This window comes from Massilia sp. UYP11 (genome assembly GCF_050434805.1).
In the GTDB taxonomy this organism is placed as follows: domain Bacteria; phylum Pseudomonadota; class Gammaproteobacteria; order Burkholderiales; family Burkholderiaceae_D; genus Telluria.
Genome location: NZ_JBNDJE010000032.1, coordinates 1 through 15,760, shown reverse-complemented (window position 1 = coordinate 15,760; position 15,760 = coordinate 1). Strand labels below are relative to the sequence as shown.

21 protein-coding genes are annotated in these 15,760 nt (G+C 58.4%); 10 read left to right on the top strand and 11 right to left on the bottom strand.

Translation table 11 applies throughout. The features are described from left to right. The first annotated feature begins 197 nt into the window (after positions 1-197). From ABIB38_RS23155 to ABIB38_RS23140, 4 genes are read left to right on the top strand one after another with little or no spacing between them, the layout of a single operon-like run. Positions 198-563, top strand: a complete 366-nt coding sequence (locus ABIB38_RS23155) for a plasmid mobilization protein (protein ID WP_429207046.1) — start codon at positions 198-200, stop codon at positions 561-563. Further along, complete coding sequence (locus ABIB38_RS23150) at positions 553-3,333, top strand: LPD7 domain-containing protein (protein ID WP_429207044.1); 2,781 nt, start codon at positions 553-555, stop codon at positions 3,331-3,333. Before ABIB38_RS23155 ends, ABIB38_RS23150 begins: the two co-directional genes overlap by 11 nt. 22 nt (positions 3,334-3,355) lie before the next feature. After that, complete coding sequence (locus ABIB38_RS23145; protein WP_429207043.1) at positions 3,356-4,240, top strand: hypothetical protein; 885 nt, start codon at positions 3,356-3,358, stop codon at positions 4,238-4,240. 7 nt (positions 4,241-4,247) lie between these two features. Then, a complete protein-coding gene (locus ABIB38_RS23140; RefSeq protein WP_429207042.1) occupies positions 4,248-4,505 on the top strand; it encodes a hypothetical protein in 258 nt (85 codons plus the stop codon). Positions 4,506-4,789: 284 nt separating this feature from the next. Here ABIB38_RS23140 and trbL read toward each other — a convergent pair whose 3' ends face one another. From trbL to ABIB38_RS23105, 7 genes are all read right to left on the bottom strand, one after another. Next, positions 4,790-6,421 (bottom strand): P-type conjugative transfer protein TrbL, encoded by a 1,632-nt coding sequence (trbL, locus tag ABIB38_RS23135; RefSeq protein ID WP_429207040.1) that lies wholly within the window; start codon positions 6,419-6,421, stop codon positions 4,790-4,792. Then, positions 6,405-6,635: a hypothetical protein gene (locus ABIB38_RS23130; protein WP_429207038.1), complete on the bottom strand. Its 231-nt coding sequence runs from the start codon at positions 6,633-6,635 to the stop codon at positions 6,405-6,407. The genes trbL and ABIB38_RS23130 overlap by 17 nt, the downstream gene beginning before the upstream one ends. Before the next feature lie 16 nt (positions 6,636-6,651). Then, the gene (gene trbJ / locus ABIB38_RS23125; RefSeq protein WP_429207037.1) at positions 6,652-7,401 is read right to left on the bottom strand and encodes a P-type conjugative transfer protein TrbJ; all 750 of its coding nucleotides are present in this window, start codon (positions 7,399-7,401) and stop codon (positions 6,652-6,654) included. Then, entirely contained in the window at positions 7,394-7,777 is a 384-nt protein-coding gene (locus ABIB38_RS23120; RefSeq protein WP_429207035.1) for a hypothetical protein, read from the bottom strand. Before ABIB38_RS23120 ends, trbJ begins: the two co-directional genes overlap by 8 nt. 128 nt (positions 7,778-7,905) lie before the next feature. After that, entirely contained in the window at positions 7,906-8,157 is a 252-nt protein-coding gene (locus ABIB38_RS23115) for a hypothetical protein (RefSeq protein ID WP_429207033.1), read from the bottom strand. An 81-nt stretch (positions 8,158-8,238) separates the two neighbouring features. Beyond that, positions 8,239-8,415 carry a ribbon-helix-helix domain-containing protein gene (locus tag ABIB38_RS23110; protein ID WP_429207031.1) on the bottom strand — a complete coding sequence of 59 codons (177 nt, stop codon included), beginning with the start codon at positions 8,413-8,415 and terminating at the stop codon, positions 8,239-8,241. A 132-nt stretch (positions 8,416-8,547) separates the two neighbouring features. Further along, positions 8,548-8,721 carry a hypothetical protein gene (locus ABIB38_RS23105; protein WP_429207029.1) on the bottom strand — a complete coding sequence of 58 codons (174 nt, stop codon included), beginning with the start codon at positions 8,719-8,721 and terminating at the stop codon, positions 8,548-8,550. Positions 8,722-8,958: 237 nt separating this feature from the next. Between ABIB38_RS23105 and ABIB38_RS23100 the strand changes: the two genes are divergently transcribed. Then, on the top strand, positions 8,959-9,339 hold the full coding sequence (locus ABIB38_RS23100) for a hypothetical protein (protein ID WP_429207028.1): 381 nt from the start codon (positions 8,959-8,961) through the stop codon (positions 9,337-9,339). On the opposite strand, the gene ABIB38_RS23095 is transcribed toward ABIB38_RS23100, so the two are convergent. Next, the gene (locus tag ABIB38_RS23095; protein ID WP_429207026.1) at positions 9,331-9,552 is read right to left on the bottom strand and encodes a hypothetical protein; all 222 of its coding nucleotides are present in this window, start codon (positions 9,550-9,552) and stop codon (positions 9,331-9,333) included. The genes ABIB38_RS23100 and ABIB38_RS23095 overlap by 9 nt on opposite strands. 214 nt (positions 9,553-9,766) lie before the next feature. On the opposite strand from ABIB38_RS23095, the gene ABIB38_RS23090 reads away from it, so the two are divergent. Both ABIB38_RS23090 and ABIB38_RS23085 read left to right on the top strand, forming a co-directional pair. Further along, positions 9,767-10,315, top strand: a complete 549-nt coding sequence (locus tag ABIB38_RS23090; RefSeq protein ID WP_429207024.1) for a hypothetical protein — start codon at positions 9,767-9,769, stop codon at positions 10,313-10,315. Positions 10,316-10,867: 552 nt separating this feature from the next. Further along, on the top strand, positions 10,868-11,395 hold the full coding sequence (locus tag ABIB38_RS23085) for a hypothetical protein (protein ID WP_429207023.1): 528 nt from the start codon (positions 10,868-10,870) through the stop codon (positions 11,393-11,395). 57 nt (positions 11,396-11,452) lie between these two features. On the opposite strand, the gene ABIB38_RS23080 is transcribed toward ABIB38_RS23085, so the two are convergent. Continuing rightward, positions 11,453-11,683 carry a HigA family addiction module antitoxin gene (locus ABIB38_RS23080; protein ID WP_429207060.1) on the bottom strand — a complete coding sequence of 77 codons (231 nt, stop codon included), beginning with the start codon at positions 11,681-11,683 and terminating at the stop codon, positions 11,453-11,455. Between the two features lie 341 nt (positions 11,684-12,024). Here ABIB38_RS23080 and ABIB38_RS23075 point away from each other — a divergent pair, with 341 nt between their 5' ends. Both ABIB38_RS23075 and ABIB38_RS23070 read left to right on the top strand, forming a co-directional pair. Further along, a complete protein-coding gene (locus ABIB38_RS23075) occupies positions 12,025-12,288 on the top strand; it encodes a hypothetical protein (protein ID WP_429207021.1) in 264 nt (87 codons plus the stop codon). Continuing rightward, positions 12,285-12,581 (top strand): hypothetical protein, encoded by a 297-nt coding sequence (locus ABIB38_RS23070; protein WP_429207020.1) that lies wholly within the window; start codon positions 12,285-12,287, stop codon positions 12,579-12,581. The genes ABIB38_RS23075 and ABIB38_RS23070 overlap by 4 nt, the downstream gene beginning before the upstream one ends. Before the next feature lie 96 nt (positions 12,582-12,677). Here the strand turns inward: ABIB38_RS23070 and ABIB38_RS23065 are convergent, their stop codons facing one another. Next, positions 12,678-13,427, bottom strand: a complete 750-nt coding sequence (locus ABIB38_RS23065; protein ID WP_429207019.1) for a replication initiation protein — start codon at positions 13,425-13,427, stop codon at positions 12,678-12,680. 956 nt (positions 13,428-14,383) lie between these two features. Here ABIB38_RS23065 and ABIB38_RS23060 point away from each other — a divergent pair. Then, positions 14,384-14,833, top strand: a complete 450-nt coding sequence (locus ABIB38_RS23060) for a hypothetical protein (protein ID WP_429207017.1) — start codon at positions 14,384-14,386, stop codon at positions 14,831-14,833. A gap of 197 nt (positions 14,834-15,030) precedes the next feature. Here the strand turns inward: ABIB38_RS23060 and ABIB38_RS23055 are convergent. Further along, positions 15,031-15,760 (bottom strand): site-specific integrase (locus ABIB38_RS23055; RefSeq protein ID WP_429207015.1); only part of this gene is annotated, 730 nt, incomplete at its 5' end.

The following is a 15,760-nucleotide window of genomic DNA, read 5'->3' as shown; positions in this document are numbered from 1 at the left end:
TTGCTGATCTTATGCTGATGTTGCGCAGATGCGGAATATGCTATAGTGTTGCTGTGTGCTAACACAGGCACGTGAGATATGTTTGCAAAAACCCTCCGGGTTTCCGCAAAATATCCGTGCCAAAGGGCGCTGCCCTTTGAAACCCGGCGCCGCTACGCGGCCCGGAAATTCACCAGCTCCGCAGGAAGATAGACAACATGGCTCGACCTACCAAACCCGACAGCGAGAAGCTCACACGCACCGTCGCCTGGCGTGTGAACGACGCGACCAAGACCGAACTCGACCGGCAGTATGTCGAGTCGGGTATGAGCCAATCCGAATTCTTGCGGGAGCTGCTGCAACGTCGTAAGCCGACGATCATCGCCAAGGCCCGCCCTTCCCTCGATTTGAAGCAGTTGCTTTTTCTGTACAGCAAAGCAAGTAACAACATCAACCAGTTGGCCCATCGCGTGAATGCAGCACACCTGGACGGGACACTAGACGAGCGGACCTATAAAGGAATCCTTGCATCCCTTGAGCGCATCGCGGTTGAAATGAAGCGAGGTATTGACAATGCTAATTAGGGTTGATGGCGGGAAATCAGGAATTGTTGATTACCTGATTAACGGTAAAAAGGCAGGCCGTAACTATCATCGCGACGAGTTAGACGAGCGTGTTTTCTTATCCGGTAATCTCGATGTGGCTGACTTCCTTATCAATAATATGGAAGGTCAGGGGGAAAGATACAAACATATTACTTTGGCTTTCAAAGAAGATGATCTAAGCATTGAAACGCTCCAGGCGATCAATGACGAGGTAAAGGCGTATATTTGCGCAGCTTACAAGGATGACGAAATTTGCTATTACGCAGAAGCGCATCTTCCAAAGATCAAATCTTTGATTGACGAGAAAACCGGCAAGCCTTACCCCCGCATGCCGCATATCCATATTGTCATACCGACTGAAAACTTATTTGATAACCAAGTGGCAAATCCATTTGGCTACTACCCGCATTCACAGAAATTTGCTAAAGCGTTGCAAGAGCACATCAACGCGAAATTTAATCTTGCCGACCCTGCGGATAATAGGCGTACCGACTTTTCTAGTAAGGCCGACATTATTAGTCGCATCAACAGCGACGAGTTTTCCGGCGCGGGCAAGGAATTGAAAACCGAGATTCGCGCGGCGATGATCGAGCAAGATATAACATCGTATGAAAGCTTTAAGAATCTATTGCAGAGGTATGGCACAGTAAAGGAAGTGCAAGGGAAGTACGGCGAACATTTGAACTTGGTTCCACACGGACAAAGCAAAGGGATCAACTTCAATCGCAAGAACGGTGAGCATGTTTTTAGCCGAGCATTTATTGAACTTCCAACGTTGGAAAAAATACAGCAGCTTACGAAGGTTGCGAAGTTCACGGCGGAGGAACGCAGTAAGCTAATGCAAGAATGGGTCAATGTACGATCGAAGGAAATAAAGTATCTCAATTCCGGAGATAAGAAATACAAGCTGTACCAGAAAATGAGCGAAGCCGACAAGCTCAAGGAATTAAAGCGGCAAGAAACTGAATTCTATAAAGAGCAAGGAGTAGAGCATGAGCCAACAAACGAACGCACCGACAGACGAGCAGCGGCTTTTGAACGTATTGGAGACAATCTCAGATCATCAAGCGCAGATCTCGCAGCAGCTCGCGGAGCTGCTGGAAATCTTGACCGCGCAGCCGGAAACATCGCTGATCGAGCAGCTATCCGAGCTGTTGCAGCCGCTCTTGACGGACGTACAGGAAATCAAAGGCAAAGTCGCCCACCTGCCGAGCGGGACACCCAGCGCACAGCCAGCGTAGTAGGGCGCTACCGGCGCGAACTGGACGAGCGCGGCGCCGTTGCGAAGGCAAGCAAGGGCGGGGAGTTCGGAGAGATTAAACAGAACCTTGAGGCGGGCCGGCTGTTGGCCCACCTGTCGAAGACGCACGGCGTTCTGGCCGATAAATACGTGGTCACTCGCGGGAGGGACGGCAGCGAACGGATCAAGTGCGGCAACCAAAATTTGAACGTCTCTGACTTCCTCACAAAGCATATGAACCTACCGTGGAAGGATGCCGCGCCGATCCTGCGCGAGGTGTACGCCGCGCAGCGTGGCAACGTGCATCACCAGGCGAAGCCGGCGCCATCACGCGAGCTGTGGGACAAGTACCAAAGCTGGAAGCAGCATGAGGCACCGAAGGAGCGAAGCCAGGCCGCAGCAGCGATTACGCGCACCCATGCCGATGCGATCGACCAGGCTACAAAGGATTTCAACGCGGCGAAGTCGCGTATCCAGGGCGACCGCTCGATAACGCGAGCCGAAGCCAAGCGCCTGATCGACATTGCGAAGGCGACACGCGAGCATGCAAAGAAGGAAGCGCGCGATTCACGCAACGCCGCGCGCGCAGCCGAGCGGGCCAAGTGGAGCGCGAAGGGCGACAACCTGCTAAAGCGCTTCCTTGCCGAAGCTGCACAGACCAACGAGTCGCACGCCGAGGCGGCGCTGGCCGAGCTGCGCAAACGCGCGCCGGACATTGCCGAGAAAGAGGACGCCGCGAATTACATCAAGGCGGCGGACCAGCAGGCCAAGGAGCAGGGCGCACCGATCAAGCGGGACTTGCGCTACACGGTCGACCTCAAGGGACACATCACCTACAGGATCGACGGCCAGGAGGCATTGAAAGACGAAGGCAAGCGCGTGAACATTTTGCGCGCCAGTGACGGCGATGTGATCGAGGAAGGGCTGTACCTGGCTAAGTCGAAGTTCGGCAAGACGTTGACGCTGCACGGCTCTGACCAGTTCAAGGCCGAGGCGGTGCGGATCGCGGTCGAAAAGAATATTCCGGTCGACTTCAGCGACCCGCATTTGCAGCGCATGAAACACCAGCTCGAACAACAGAAGATCGACCGCCAGCGCTTGCGAGAGCAGGGCAGGAAGGCGATCGAGGTCGAGCGCGCACGCAAGGAGAAGGAGAAGGCCGACGCCGCCCTACAAGCCCGCGAGAAGGCCAAGCCGAAGGCGAAGGACGCCGAGGCCAAGAAGCCGGCCGCTGTTGTCAAGGAGCAGGCCGCGGCGCCGGCACCGGAGCCGGTTCTTGCTGTGCCAGGCGCGCAGGCGCCGCACAAGCAGCACGGCACCTACAAGGGCGAGATCCTCGCCGTCGATAACACGTATGTCTACCAGCAGACGGAGAAGGCCGTTATTCACCATCTGCGCACCCAATTTAACGAGCTGCCCAAGCCCGGCGATGAAGTCGCAATCCGCTACAGCGCTGGCCAGGTCACGCACGTTAAAGACCTCGATCGCGGCCACGGCCACGGGCGATAACACCAACCGCTAAGGAGTTCACATGAAAGAAGAAGTCACCAACCGCTATGCGAATGCGACGGCCAGCCGCGAGGCATTGGAGCGCGAGCGCGAGAGCGCAGATCCGGACCGCCGCGCCGCGATCGACGCGCAGCTTGTCACCACCCGCGACACCGAGCACGCGGCCCGCCGCGAACTGGACGAGCTGAACGGCTTTTCTGGCGTGCCGGCCGTGGAGCCAGCCGCCGAGATCCAACAGGCGCAGGAACAGCAGGCGCAGCAGGCCCAAGCACCGGAGACGGTGCGGCAGAAGGAATACACGTCAGGGAACCGCTTTACCGGCGCGCTGGGCGCCTTGAAAAGCGAGCGGATGGTAGAGACCCACACCCACATCGACATCGTAGAGGCGCGCATTGCCAACGCGCGCACCGAGCAAGTACGCGAACAGCTCGCGGGCGAGAAGGCGCAGGCCGACGCGGCAAAGGAACGTGCAGCCGAAGCAAAGGAAGTGGACCGCGTGCGCGCCGAGCGCGTGTTCGAAGGCGGGCACGCTCCGGGTGAACTCGGCACGCAAGACTATCTGCGCATGGAGAGCGACCACCGCAAGGCGACCGTCGATTACGCGCAGCGCGCGGCCGACCAGGAGAAGCGCGAAGAAGCCGAAGCCGAAGCCGTGGCGGCGCTGTCGGAAGAAACCGGCATCGAGCATGTGATTCTAGCCGCTGATGCCATGATCGAGGGCGAGATTGTCGCGGAAGCCGTGGTAAGGGACGAAAGCTATTTCGCCGTGGAGTTCTCCGACGAGAGCGGCAAGCCGGTACGCGCGCTGGTGCCGGCAGCGGGCCACAGCTTTTCGATCGGCGACGAAATCCAGGTAGAGCGCAAGCTTGGCTATCACATCGACGCTTCGTATGGTTACGGCCGCTAACCGTCCCATGCGCTACAGGGTCGTTTTACCGGCCCGTAGCAAGGCGCTGCAAGCAGGGAAGGGCGGTTTCAAGTGGGCGATGTTTTTCGCGCTCCAAGCCGCGATTCTGCTGCTGCTGTTGCAGGCGCAGCAGGAAGCCGCCAATCATCGGATGCCGCTCCTGATCCGTGCCGGCCATCCATCAGACAATGAATGCAACTGCGGCCAGTGCCGGCAATGCCGGCTGGCCGAAGAAAGGGAATGCGATTATGAGCATGGACGATAAGACGACGGCGGCGCCGATCGGGAGGCGCTGATGGCCTACGACACCAAGCCGTTATGGGATGCCGCCTTGCAGCGAGAGCCAGAGGCCAAAGTGATGCCGTGCCGTTGCGGCTCGATGCCGGCGCCACTGACGAACATATCAGGCGACGAGCGGCGCCGCTGCTGGCCCTGCTATGAGACGCAATTCCGTGTCGCGATGGATCACTGGTCCAACTGACCGGCCCAAAGAAAAAGCCCTGCGATCGCAGGGCTTTTTTGTTGAGCTGGTGCGGTTACGTCGGCAGCTTATTCCCCAACGTGAGCCGTGATATTCGCAGCCAGGCCGACCGTATGACCATCCTGCGGCAGCGAGTCGCCAGCAGATCGAATGCGATCTTGCAGGCGCGGGCCTTGGCCTTGTCGCATTGCTTCGCGTGGCCCTGCGGCGTCATTGGCCGGGCCGGAACCGCCCGAGATCGAGGCCGTTGAAGCGTCACCCAAGCCACCGGCCGGCGCGAAGTCGTTAGGAACGAAGCCGCCCAGGTCACGCGCTGTCGCTCCCGGCGCCGGCGCCGGCTGCGCGCTTTGCGCCCCCGAATTGCCCTGCGTGCTTTGGCCGGAAGATCCGGCGCTTTGCCCTGCGCTGGTAGCCGATGCGTTTTGACCGCTTGCACCTGATTGCGACGAAGGCGCGGGCGCGCTTGAAGAAGCCGAGGACGTCGACGGAGAGGACGCGCTAGGGCCACGTGCGGCGCCGCCGTTGGCAACCGAACTACCGATGCCGCTCCCCGACAGACCCGGCATACTCGCTGCACTGGAGGACGCGCCGGCTGCACCGCTCACGGCCGAGGCTGCACCCGCAGCGTTCGAGATCGTGCCTTGCCCCATGGTCGAACCGAGAAGGGAGGACAGAGCTTGTGCGCCCGTCATGGCGGCGCCTGCGCCGGCTTTGCCAGCGGCGGCGGTAGCTGCCATCACGCCACCAGCAGCCACGCCGGCACCGACCGCACCAGCCGCCAGCATAGCGACATTGGAACCAGCATCGCCGGCAGAGAGGGACGCCGTACCGTTCATCAAGTCGGCCGCGACCTTCGGCAATTGAAAGCTCAGATAGGCCAGGATCGCGGACACGGCCAGCGACCAATACATAGGCGACCAGTCCGTAAGAGTTACGTCCTTCATGGACTCACCCATGATCGGCGCCAGTGTGCCGGCCACGCCGACAATCAAGTACACCACCAGGATTTTCATGCCGATCGCGATGCCGCCCTTGAGGGAGTTGATCGCAATATCGCGCGTGAACTGCAAGCCGCCAAAGCCCATGAGCAAGGGAGTAACACACATCCACATCCACCCGGAAATCAGCGTCAGGGCCATTTGCGCCGCCAGGATGACGAAGCTAAGCAGGATGACGATACAGATAATCACCATCGTCATACCCGGCACGAAATTCTGGATCGCAGCGAACAAGCCTTGATTTGCGCCAGTCGAGTCGTTGAAGGTGGCAACCATGAGATTTTGCAGGTCGATCCCTTGCGTGATGATGGCCGATGGCGACAGGTGCGACAGGCCGCTACCCTGTTGCCCGATCAGGTCGAAACTGTTGATGATGGCCGGCAGCCAGGTAGAACCAAAGAGCATGATGCTGTAGAAAAAGCCGGTAGTCATCATCACGCGCACCACAGAACCGACTACCGCTTCAAGGCTGATCTCTTTGAGCAGCAGCATAATCATGTTGACGGATACTTGAATGCCCGTCAGTAGGAACAACAGGCGCACGCCGACCGACTGAATCCTTTCTCCGAAAAGCTTTGTCGCCGCCTCGAACTTATCGACGGCAGTATCGAGGACAGGCGCCGCGCTGGCCGTTTCGGTGACGGCGAACGCGAGCAGCAACACCAGGGCAGGGAAAATCCAATGGCTATTTTTGCGCTGCATTTTTAGCCTCCTTGGCCGCTTTTTCCTCAGCTTGAATCTCGGCCAAGGTGCGGATCTTGGCGGGCTTGCGGTCCGTGAACTGGCGGAGTGCTTCGGCCTTTTGGCTTTCGCTGACCGTGGGCGCGGCCGGGGCGGCGGGCTGGCTCGGCGCCTCCGATTTGCCGCAGGCAGCGAGAGTGCAGGAGAGGGCCAGAGCGATAGCGAATTTGTACATGATGCGTCCTTTCAGGTTATTTGGATGACTTGCTGATTTCATCCAGGGTACGCACGCGCGTAGTTCCCCGGTTGAAGTAGCCGCGCAACGATGCGTCGCTACTGTCTTGCTTGGCCTGCTGGCCGCTCATGTAGGCCATTTGGGCATTCGCTTGTGCCATTTGGAGTTGGCGAAGCTGTTGCATCTGGCCGACCATGGCGACACTGATCTGATTGCCGGCTTGCAGAGCCTGCAACTGCCCGCCTGCCGTTTGAGACTTCGCCACCAGTTCATTAACCATGCCCTGTTCGGTGGTGAAGTTCTCGGAGTGCGCCGAAATCAGGGATAGGGCATTTTTAACGCTGTTCAGCGTATTGCCCGACCAATCGCGGTATGCACGGCTGTAGTCGGCGCTCGTCGCCCCATAGCCCGGATACAGCTGCTTGAACTTGCCGTCGACCGTGGACAGGCTATAGCTGATTTCCTGCCCGCCTACGACGATCTTTTGCAGGTTGCGGAAAGCCTGCGTCATGTTCTGGTCCTGCCACAGCTTTTGCGCCGCTTGGTCAAGCAGGGCGCTCGGCGTCATCTGCTTGAGGTTTTGGAGCATCGTCTGATACTGGTTGAACTGGTGAATCGTCTGTTGGGCCTGCTCGACGTACTGCGCGCCGAGCTGGAGATTGTTGAGGATCTGTGTCGGCTCCGTGGCACCGATGACGGCGCCGGCACCGGCCACCCCATGAAAAGCGAGGGAGAGAAGCGCGATTGCAACGGCAGACTTACGCATGTTCCCACCCCCGGAGTTCGATTTTCGACAGGCCCAGGCGGGCGATGCCGGCGACAACGGCGCCGATCACCGGCAGCACGACACCGCCGCACAGGACAGCCAACGCGACACCGGCCAAGCCGGCCAGGGCGAAGACAGCGAAAATATCGCTGATGCGCTTGCCCGTTGCGAGCGTTACGCCCCGCCACACGGCCACAGCACCGAGGACCAGCAGCCAGGCCATTGCCACATCACCGGACCACAGACCGAAGCCGGCGCCGCCAGCAGCAGCGGCAGCAGCGAAGGGCAACAGCAGGACAAGGCCGGCCGTACTTTTGCGAGCTGCGGCCGGCACTTCGCGGGACGCAGCGTTGATGATTACTTGGTTGGTATACATGGAAAACTCCCCTTTAAAAAGTACAACAATTATTCCACATTTCCGGGCGGTAACTGTTGTAAATGTCCTTTGAAATCAATCGCTTAACGCTATCAAGATAGCTTGATAGCGTTATAGCCCGATAGCTGTTAGGCGAACTCGGCCAGCGCTGCCGGCGTACCAGGCGTCACCAGCTCGTCATCGGCAAACATCGCCATTGCCTTGGCGTGCTGCTGGTCGAGGTAGCGGGCCGCACTGGCGACCGAGACGGCGCCGGAGCGATCGGCACGCAGAGGACGGGGGAGGACCGGGCCGAACATCGCGGCAAGCGTGCGCGGACCGAATTTTTCGCAGGCGCTAAACGGTACGCCGGCAATAACGATAGAATTGGACTTAGCCATGATTTCACTCCTGATTAGTGAGGTTTTGGTCAGGCGCTTTTCGGTGTTCCCGCACCGTCTAGCGCCGCTTTACTTCTGCTGCTACTCCTGCTTTCCGCCGTTGCCGGCGTCCTTCTTTTTCCCTTGCTTCTCCAGGTAGTCATCGATCGCGCGGCGCACATGCTCTGCAACTGGCGCCCCCGTTTCCTTGTTCAGCTCGGACAGTTTTTCATGCTGCCAGGCATCAAGGTAAATATTGGTTCGTATCTTCGTGTTCATGTACATCATTATACACCAACATACACCACATACAAGAAGTTTCTTGCAGACTATAGTAGGCAAGGCGAGCAGCTACGGCCGGCGCAGTTACAGGAACTACGCCAGCCGCAGCTACGCGCAAGGCACGTGCTTTCACCCACGCTCGGCCGGCTCAGGCTCAGGCTTGCGGCGTCGTGCGAGCGCGACGGCCGCGCCGCTGGCCAGCAGCACGGCCACCAGGCAGGCGGCGCCGACCGGGTGACTGTCGAGCGTCACCACCAGGGCGGCAAGGGCGGTAATGACGGCAGGGGAAAACTTAATCAGCATCGTGGCTCCATAGGGGCAAAAACACGTATAGCAACTATGTTGCCGGCGACCGCTCGGCGTGGTTGCAAGTGCATGCCCCGATTGTGCGAGCCTTCGCCCGATCGTTCCTCTGGTGGGTTTTCCGGCTGGCGCCGGCATCGAGGCGCGGTTACTCAATTTGACTAACCGGGCCGCGTGGGTGAAAACACGAGCCTTATTGATATACTGTACAAACATACAGTATTTGTAGGGGGCAATATGTGGGTGAGCGTGGTCTTGGGATTCGACCCGGACGGCCAGCTAATACCAAAATGGCGTGAAGCCTTCCAGCGGCACGGCGTGCTGGTCGGGGAGCTGACCCACGGCGAGGAATTCGTAAAGGAGCTGCGCCGGCATACGATGGTTTCCCGCCTGCGCGCGAATGGCCAGGAGGTGTTGCCGCCGCTGGCCGATTCCGTCGTGCGCGTGGCCCTGGGGAAGAACCTCAATGCGTCAGGGATCACCACGGACGGCCTTTTCAACAAGTGGCGCCCGCAGGCCTGGCGAATGGAGATCCTTTCCCTTGATGGCCCACCCAAGCCCGCTGCAACGGCGCCGGCCCGCGCCGTGCTGTCGGAGGGAGGAAAGGAATTACCGTGACGGGTTACTCAAATTGAGCAACCGCACCGGGCGCCGCGATCGGCGCCGGCAGGACGCCCAGCCAGCCAGCAGCAAGGCGCTCAGGCCCGGGCTGACGTTGAGCACGTCGACGAGGAAGCCGAACGCGGGTTCGGCTTCCCAGGTGGCGATGCCGTGCCCATCGGCGCACGTGGCCCAGATCCGGCCATGCTCGAAAGTCCAAGTCGTTTGCACTGTGTTGCTCCTGTAAGAACGGGGACGACCCCCGGCCTTACTGTTGCATCACGACAGCCGGCGCGGCGTGCCGGCGTCAAGATTTTTCGCACTGCCAGTTCGGGTGTGAGTGTTTCAGCGTGCCGACGCAGGCACGTGCTTTCACTCGCAACCTTTGCTTAGGTGCACAGCAAGATGCACAATAGTTGTTTCGATAATCCAAGGATATGACCCGGTGACGCAACCCTATTACGACACGCTCACCCTAGGAGGGGAGGTCTTTGAATTTTCGCACCTGGAGCCATTCACGATGGAGTTTGAAAGCAAGATGGCCAAAAAGTGGCTCCGTCTGCATGTGACGTTCAAAAACCATTGTTTCACGAAAGCCTACAAGCCTGAGGACCATATTGACGGCGAGCCAATTATTGACGAGTTCACATCAAGTCCACGCTCGTTTTGCCGGATTCGGTATCGCCTGTCTAAGGCGCTGCCTGCATTGATCCACGGCATGAATCATCCTAAGGTAAAGGTGATCCAAACAGCCGCCAGGCGTAACTGGTGTTATTCGCTGACGATTGAAGACCCAGCCGGACCGTATCACATCTTTTTAGAGGTGCGTCGAGCAGCAGGACACCAGAAGCACCTGCAAGACTTGAACATCGTGATCGAGAGCGCCTATTACGAAATCCCTGAAGAAGGGCCACCTAATTTGCTTGGCCCCATGAACTTTTACTTGCTTTGTGGCAAGATTTTTATGAACCAGCCGGTTGCTACGAAACGTTAAGGAAGAAACGAAAAAAGGCACCCGGAGGTGCCTATTTCGTGTTCGGTACAGCAGATCCAGACACCACTTACGACCCGCCTTGCGCGAGTACGGCTTTCGCCGCTGGGAAGCGCTCAATCTCATCTGGTCAGTCGCTTCGATGAACATATAGTAGCACAACCTTTTGGTTGTGGTATAGGAGTCGTGACAAAAGGAGACGAAGCCAAAGAGGCACAATAGTCAGAAAACACTGTATAAATTGACAGTGACTGGCGGGCATGCTACCCTCAGAGCGTTCTTCAAACTATGCAGCAAAGGGAACGCTCTGAGGGTAGCATGCCCGCCATCAGTAGCTCGGTTTTTCCGGATTTTTGCTCGCTTCGTCAAGCCGTTTTTGCGCTTCATTCTGGGTCTCCTACAGAGGTTGGTAATAGCCTCTATTATACAGGAATTGCCCTTTAAAATCAGTGACTTATGGAAGTAGCGCGAGTTTTTAAGTGCACTACTGGCGTCAAAAATCGTGATTAGCTAAGGTTGTTTTCAGCCGGTGCAATACCATGCCAAAAGGACATCATGGGCGAACTTCCTAAGGACCATCAACGTGCAAACCGCCTGCACCTGGCTATGCTGGATATGCAGGACGCTCGTCGATACCTTGATGCTTATGCCGAGCTGGACAGCCAAAGCGATGGATTGAAAGCGGAGCTGTCGCACACGTTGCGCGAGACGCTGATAGTTGCTGCCATCGTGGCGTACTGTCGGCCGTTCAGCAGAAACCAGTCACCAGGGCAGGCTGTCAAAAAGCTGTCGATTGATGAATTCTGGTGGATCACCAACAACTCTACACAAAGAGCGTTGCACGTCCTTATCATTACCAAAAGGGATACATTCGTTGCTCATGCTGATTGGGACGCGCGGTCTACAGAGATTGTCGAGCTTACGCGTACAGGTGTGAAACGAACCTTTTCCGTCCCTGATGTGATGGAAGGTCTAGACCCCAAAGAGTTTAGCGCTCTAGCTTTGGAGGTGGAAAAGGATTGTTTTTACCAAGCCATGGCGTTGCAACACCGAATCCATACGGAACAGGGCCAAGCAGGCTAAACCGTCACCGGCAGTGCGAGTGTGAGTGTTTCAGCATGCCAACGCCGGCACGCGCTTTCAGCCACGCATTCGTAAATCGTATTGTGCTTGCATCCTTACCCACAACTCGGGACTGGTGTTCAAGGCCATACCCAAGCGGGAAGCTAGTTCAGGTGATACAGCAGTGGCGCCGGCAATGATGCGTTCAAGCTGCTCAGAGTCAATCCCGAGCCGAGCAGCGGCGACGTCGATAGTGGAATCCCCTAAGTATTCTCTCAACACTTCCCCCGGGTGAGGCGGATTGTGCATGCTGGTCATCGCGTGTCCCTCGATCCATGATCCATGTAGGCATGATACTAGTTCGGTCGCACTTGTAACGCAGGGTGAATGTCAACGCCGGCACCGACACGTGCTTTCACTCGGCCGGCAGTTCCAACGTCGGAAACCGTGACCAGGTGCAGCGGCGCGGGCAAGAGTGTTTCAGCGTGCGCCGGCCGGCGACAAGTCACGTTTTCGCAACCGGCTGCGAAAATATCAGCATGGTATTGACCGCGTGGAACGGGTTTTATGTCAAACGGCGAAAATGTTCTTGTGACCGGTCACATACACCGCTAAAGTTTCCGCAGTTGGACTCATCAAGGACAGGCATCATGGAAGAACAGAAACGCCGTGCCGGTGGCCGACCGGCCGGATCGGGCGAGCAGTTGCCGGCGCGCGATCGCGCCCGCCAAAGCCGGCAGAGCCGCGCGGCGCAAGGCTCCACCAGGTTAGATTTTTTCCTCGACCCGGCGCAGGCTGGCCAGCTCGCGGAATTGATGGAACAGTGGGGAATGAGCACGCGCAAGGAAGCAGTACAGCACGCCCTCAGCATCGTGCACCAGACCATATCGAAAACACGAAAGGCCACGGCATGAGCTACAGCTACGAGATTACCCCGCGCCCGGTCGAGCTGGGCGGCGGCTGGCGTCTGCGACTTCTCGAGACCGAGGAAGAAATGGGCGGCGGCGTGTTCCCCGTCGACGACAGCGACGCCGACGCCGGCATGCGCTGGTGGAACGAGTGCAGCGAGCAGGAGCGCGCGCACTGGCTGACCATGGCCGCATCAGCGCGGCCGGCCGACGCCTACCACGCCTTCATGCTGGCAGAGGCATACGCCGACGCCGAGAGCACGGCCTACGAATGGCTCGATTCAAGAGGGAGTGAATAGGCAAGGAACCCATACGGCGATTGGCTCGCCGCCGTATGGACTGCCTATGCTGAACTCTGACATTTACCGAGTTAGTCTGTCTTGCTCTGGCGAATGTCAGAATTCGGAGAACGCAGCTTGAGGGTTGATGTAAAACTTGAACTCCAAACCCGACACCTTGCGACCGCCGTTTTTCGTCGCGGTGTATTCAATGACCAGGCTATTTTTCAAACCCAGCTCGGCTACAGCAGGATCAATCACGCGGCGGCGAAGCTGGCCGAAGTCCTTTACACAGCTTGGCGGCGCCTCCATCGCAAAGCAGAAATCATCGACAGTGATGCGCAGCATGCCGGTTTTTTTGAACTGCATCAGCAGCTCGAACAGTCGCCACGAATAGACCGAGCGCAGCGCGACCGTATGCCGGAGCTTGTAGCTGGTGAATTCCTTGCTCAGCTCAACCAGGTGCGGCGTCATCTCTGGCGAGAAGGCGAGTTCAATCCATCCCTCGCCGTGATGGTAGGTAACACCGCTCACCCACACCCATTTGCGCTCTTTCTCACCACGAGGCGTTTTCTCGATCGTGCGGGCCTTCCGGTCTAACAGTTTGTCGCCCACAGCCTTGAGCTGTTCGTAGGCGGTCACGCCATCTAGGTCGAATTCCTTTGCAAATTCATTTGCCGAGATCTTGAACTTGTACCGGCCGGCCTCGGCGCGCAGGCTATCCAGCTTCGCCATACAGACCGATACAACACGTTTTTCAGGGAGAGACAGCCCATGTGCCATGCGCACGAGCTGATTGCTCATGTTGACGTTTAACGTGCCTATGGCGCCTTCCACGTACTGCACAATTTCTGCTGCTTCTGGCATCGCACACCCTTAAATCTGACATTGAATCTAGGTTGTCAGAGTTATTGAATTCTGTCAAGAGTGACGATGTGTCAGGCTAACTCGGTCTTTGTCAGAGAACTCGGTAAACGTCAGGCTAACTCGGCCGTTGTCAGACTAGATCGGTAAACGTCAGGCTAACTCGGTCTTTGTCAGAATTCGCGCGATTTTTCATAGGGAAAACCGTCGCCTAAAAACGTATTTAAAAACGAGCCTATAAACACTCTTAAAACGTACTCGCATGGCTTCGCAGCGAGTACGATCGAGGCCCCCCAAGGGGGGCAAAATAAACCAGCCCCCCCAACCCCGATACGCAACCGCCGCCGCGCCGGTCGATCCCATAGGGATCGCCGGTGTTGCTTTTGGGTTTTCAGGTTTTTGATTTCTCGGTTTTCAAAGTTAACCGGGCGTGCCGATTTCGGAACGAAATCGGTGCGCAACCCGAGCGCCGACGGGCGCGCTGGCTCGAAGGAAGAAAAGTTGACTTATCACGTAGTCCAGGTACGCCACGATTTCCAACTGGACTGCGCCCCGGCGCCGGGGCTTGCCAGGACGGGCGGGCGTGCCGCCTATCGGCGGCATCCGACCATGCGGCTGTGTCTACGCGCTTCGCGCTCGCACAGTCCGGCGCTAAGGCGCCGGATCGGACTCAAATCGCCCCCGCTCGACAGCAGAACCGCCCGTAAGGTTTAGCAGGGAAAGGGAATGCGCTCGCTTGTGGTTAAGTTTTAAGCCGCCGAATGCTCATGGAGCCACGAGAACAGGGCTACACGCTGCGATCGCGGTTAATTGGACCTTTCCCACTCACGTAACAGAAAACGCCTCAAAACGCCGCAAATTGGGTTTACAGCTCTATTTCTATTTCGCAACATTTATTGCAAAACTACAATTGTCGTCCTGACGCACACGTTTGCGCGTCAATTTTTAGGGATGACACCATGAAAAAGACTACGTTCGCGATTCTTCTCGCCGGCATCTTCGCCGGTAACGTCCATGCACAGAGCGCACCAGGTAGCGGCGCATCTAGCACCCAAACCGGAGGCTACGCCAATGCCAGCGGCGATCGCAGTACCGCGACCGGTTACATGGCAAACGCACAAGGCGCCGACTCGACCGCTACCGGCCATAACGCCCAGGCCACGCAGGACCAGACGACGGCGACCGGCGCCGGAGCATCCGCGACCGGGACCGGCAGCACCGCAACGGGCGCGATCGCCGTCGCCAGCGGCAATTACAGCACCGCGACTGGCACCAGTGCGACGGCCACCGGCAATTTTTCGACCGCAACCGGTCTCGCCGCCAACGCGCAAGGCGTCAACTCGACCGCGACCGGCGCCTATTCCCAGGCAACCGCCAACAGCACAGCAATCGGTTATTGGGGCGAATAGGGAAAACGGAAAAAATCGGGCGCTAAGCCCTTCTGGCTACCGTCGAACCGCGTAAGCCGTTGATTTCAAATGCGGCCATTCCCCTTGGGGTGTGACGCTGTCAGCCGGTGGCCAGAGGCCGGCATGGGTAAAGTTACGATACCTGTATAGTAAGTTTACGCATCCCAGCGGAGATCAGCCGCCGGCGCGCAGCCAGTTCAGCCGCTGGTCCTGGTGCGCGAACGCAACAAACTACCCGCCGCATTCTCCTCGAACAACCCCGCTTCTTCAATATAGCCCTGAACCGTGCCGTCGTGGCGCCAACCACCTTGCTTCTTTATGTCGCGAAACTCGGCGCCGGCGCGATGCGCGCTGGTGGCCATGCCGCGCCGCAGGCTGTGGCTGGACAGTTCCGGCACGTAGCCGAGCTTGGCCAGCTGGGCGGCGCCGGCCAAGATGGTGTTGACGCTGGCCGGATTCAGGCGATCGGCGCCCACCACGCCCCACTTGCTGATCGACCGGAAGACCGGGCCGCTGGCCACGCCGGCAGCGTCCAGCCATGTCCGCAACGCCGTCGCTGGGCAGCACGGCCCAGCGCTGTAGGGGATCGCCTTGGCCACGCCCTCGCCGGTCTGATCCGTCTTCGAGCGTGGCAGCGTGAGCGTGATCCCCTGCGCTTCCCAGGTGATGTGGTCGACCTTGATGCCCACCAGCTCGCTGCGCCGGAATCCCCCGAAGAAGCCCACCTGCAGCAGCGCGTTATCGCGCGCCGCCTTCAGCGTGCCCAGGCTGGCCAGGTTCGCCACGATCAGCTCCAGATCTTCGATCGGCAGCGCCTTGGCCTTCTTCTTCGGGCGGCCATTGGTGCGCGCGATCCCGGCCAAGGTCTTGCGCACAGTCGGCGTGGCGGCCGGATCGGCGAAGCCCTGGTGGACGTGCCATTGCGAG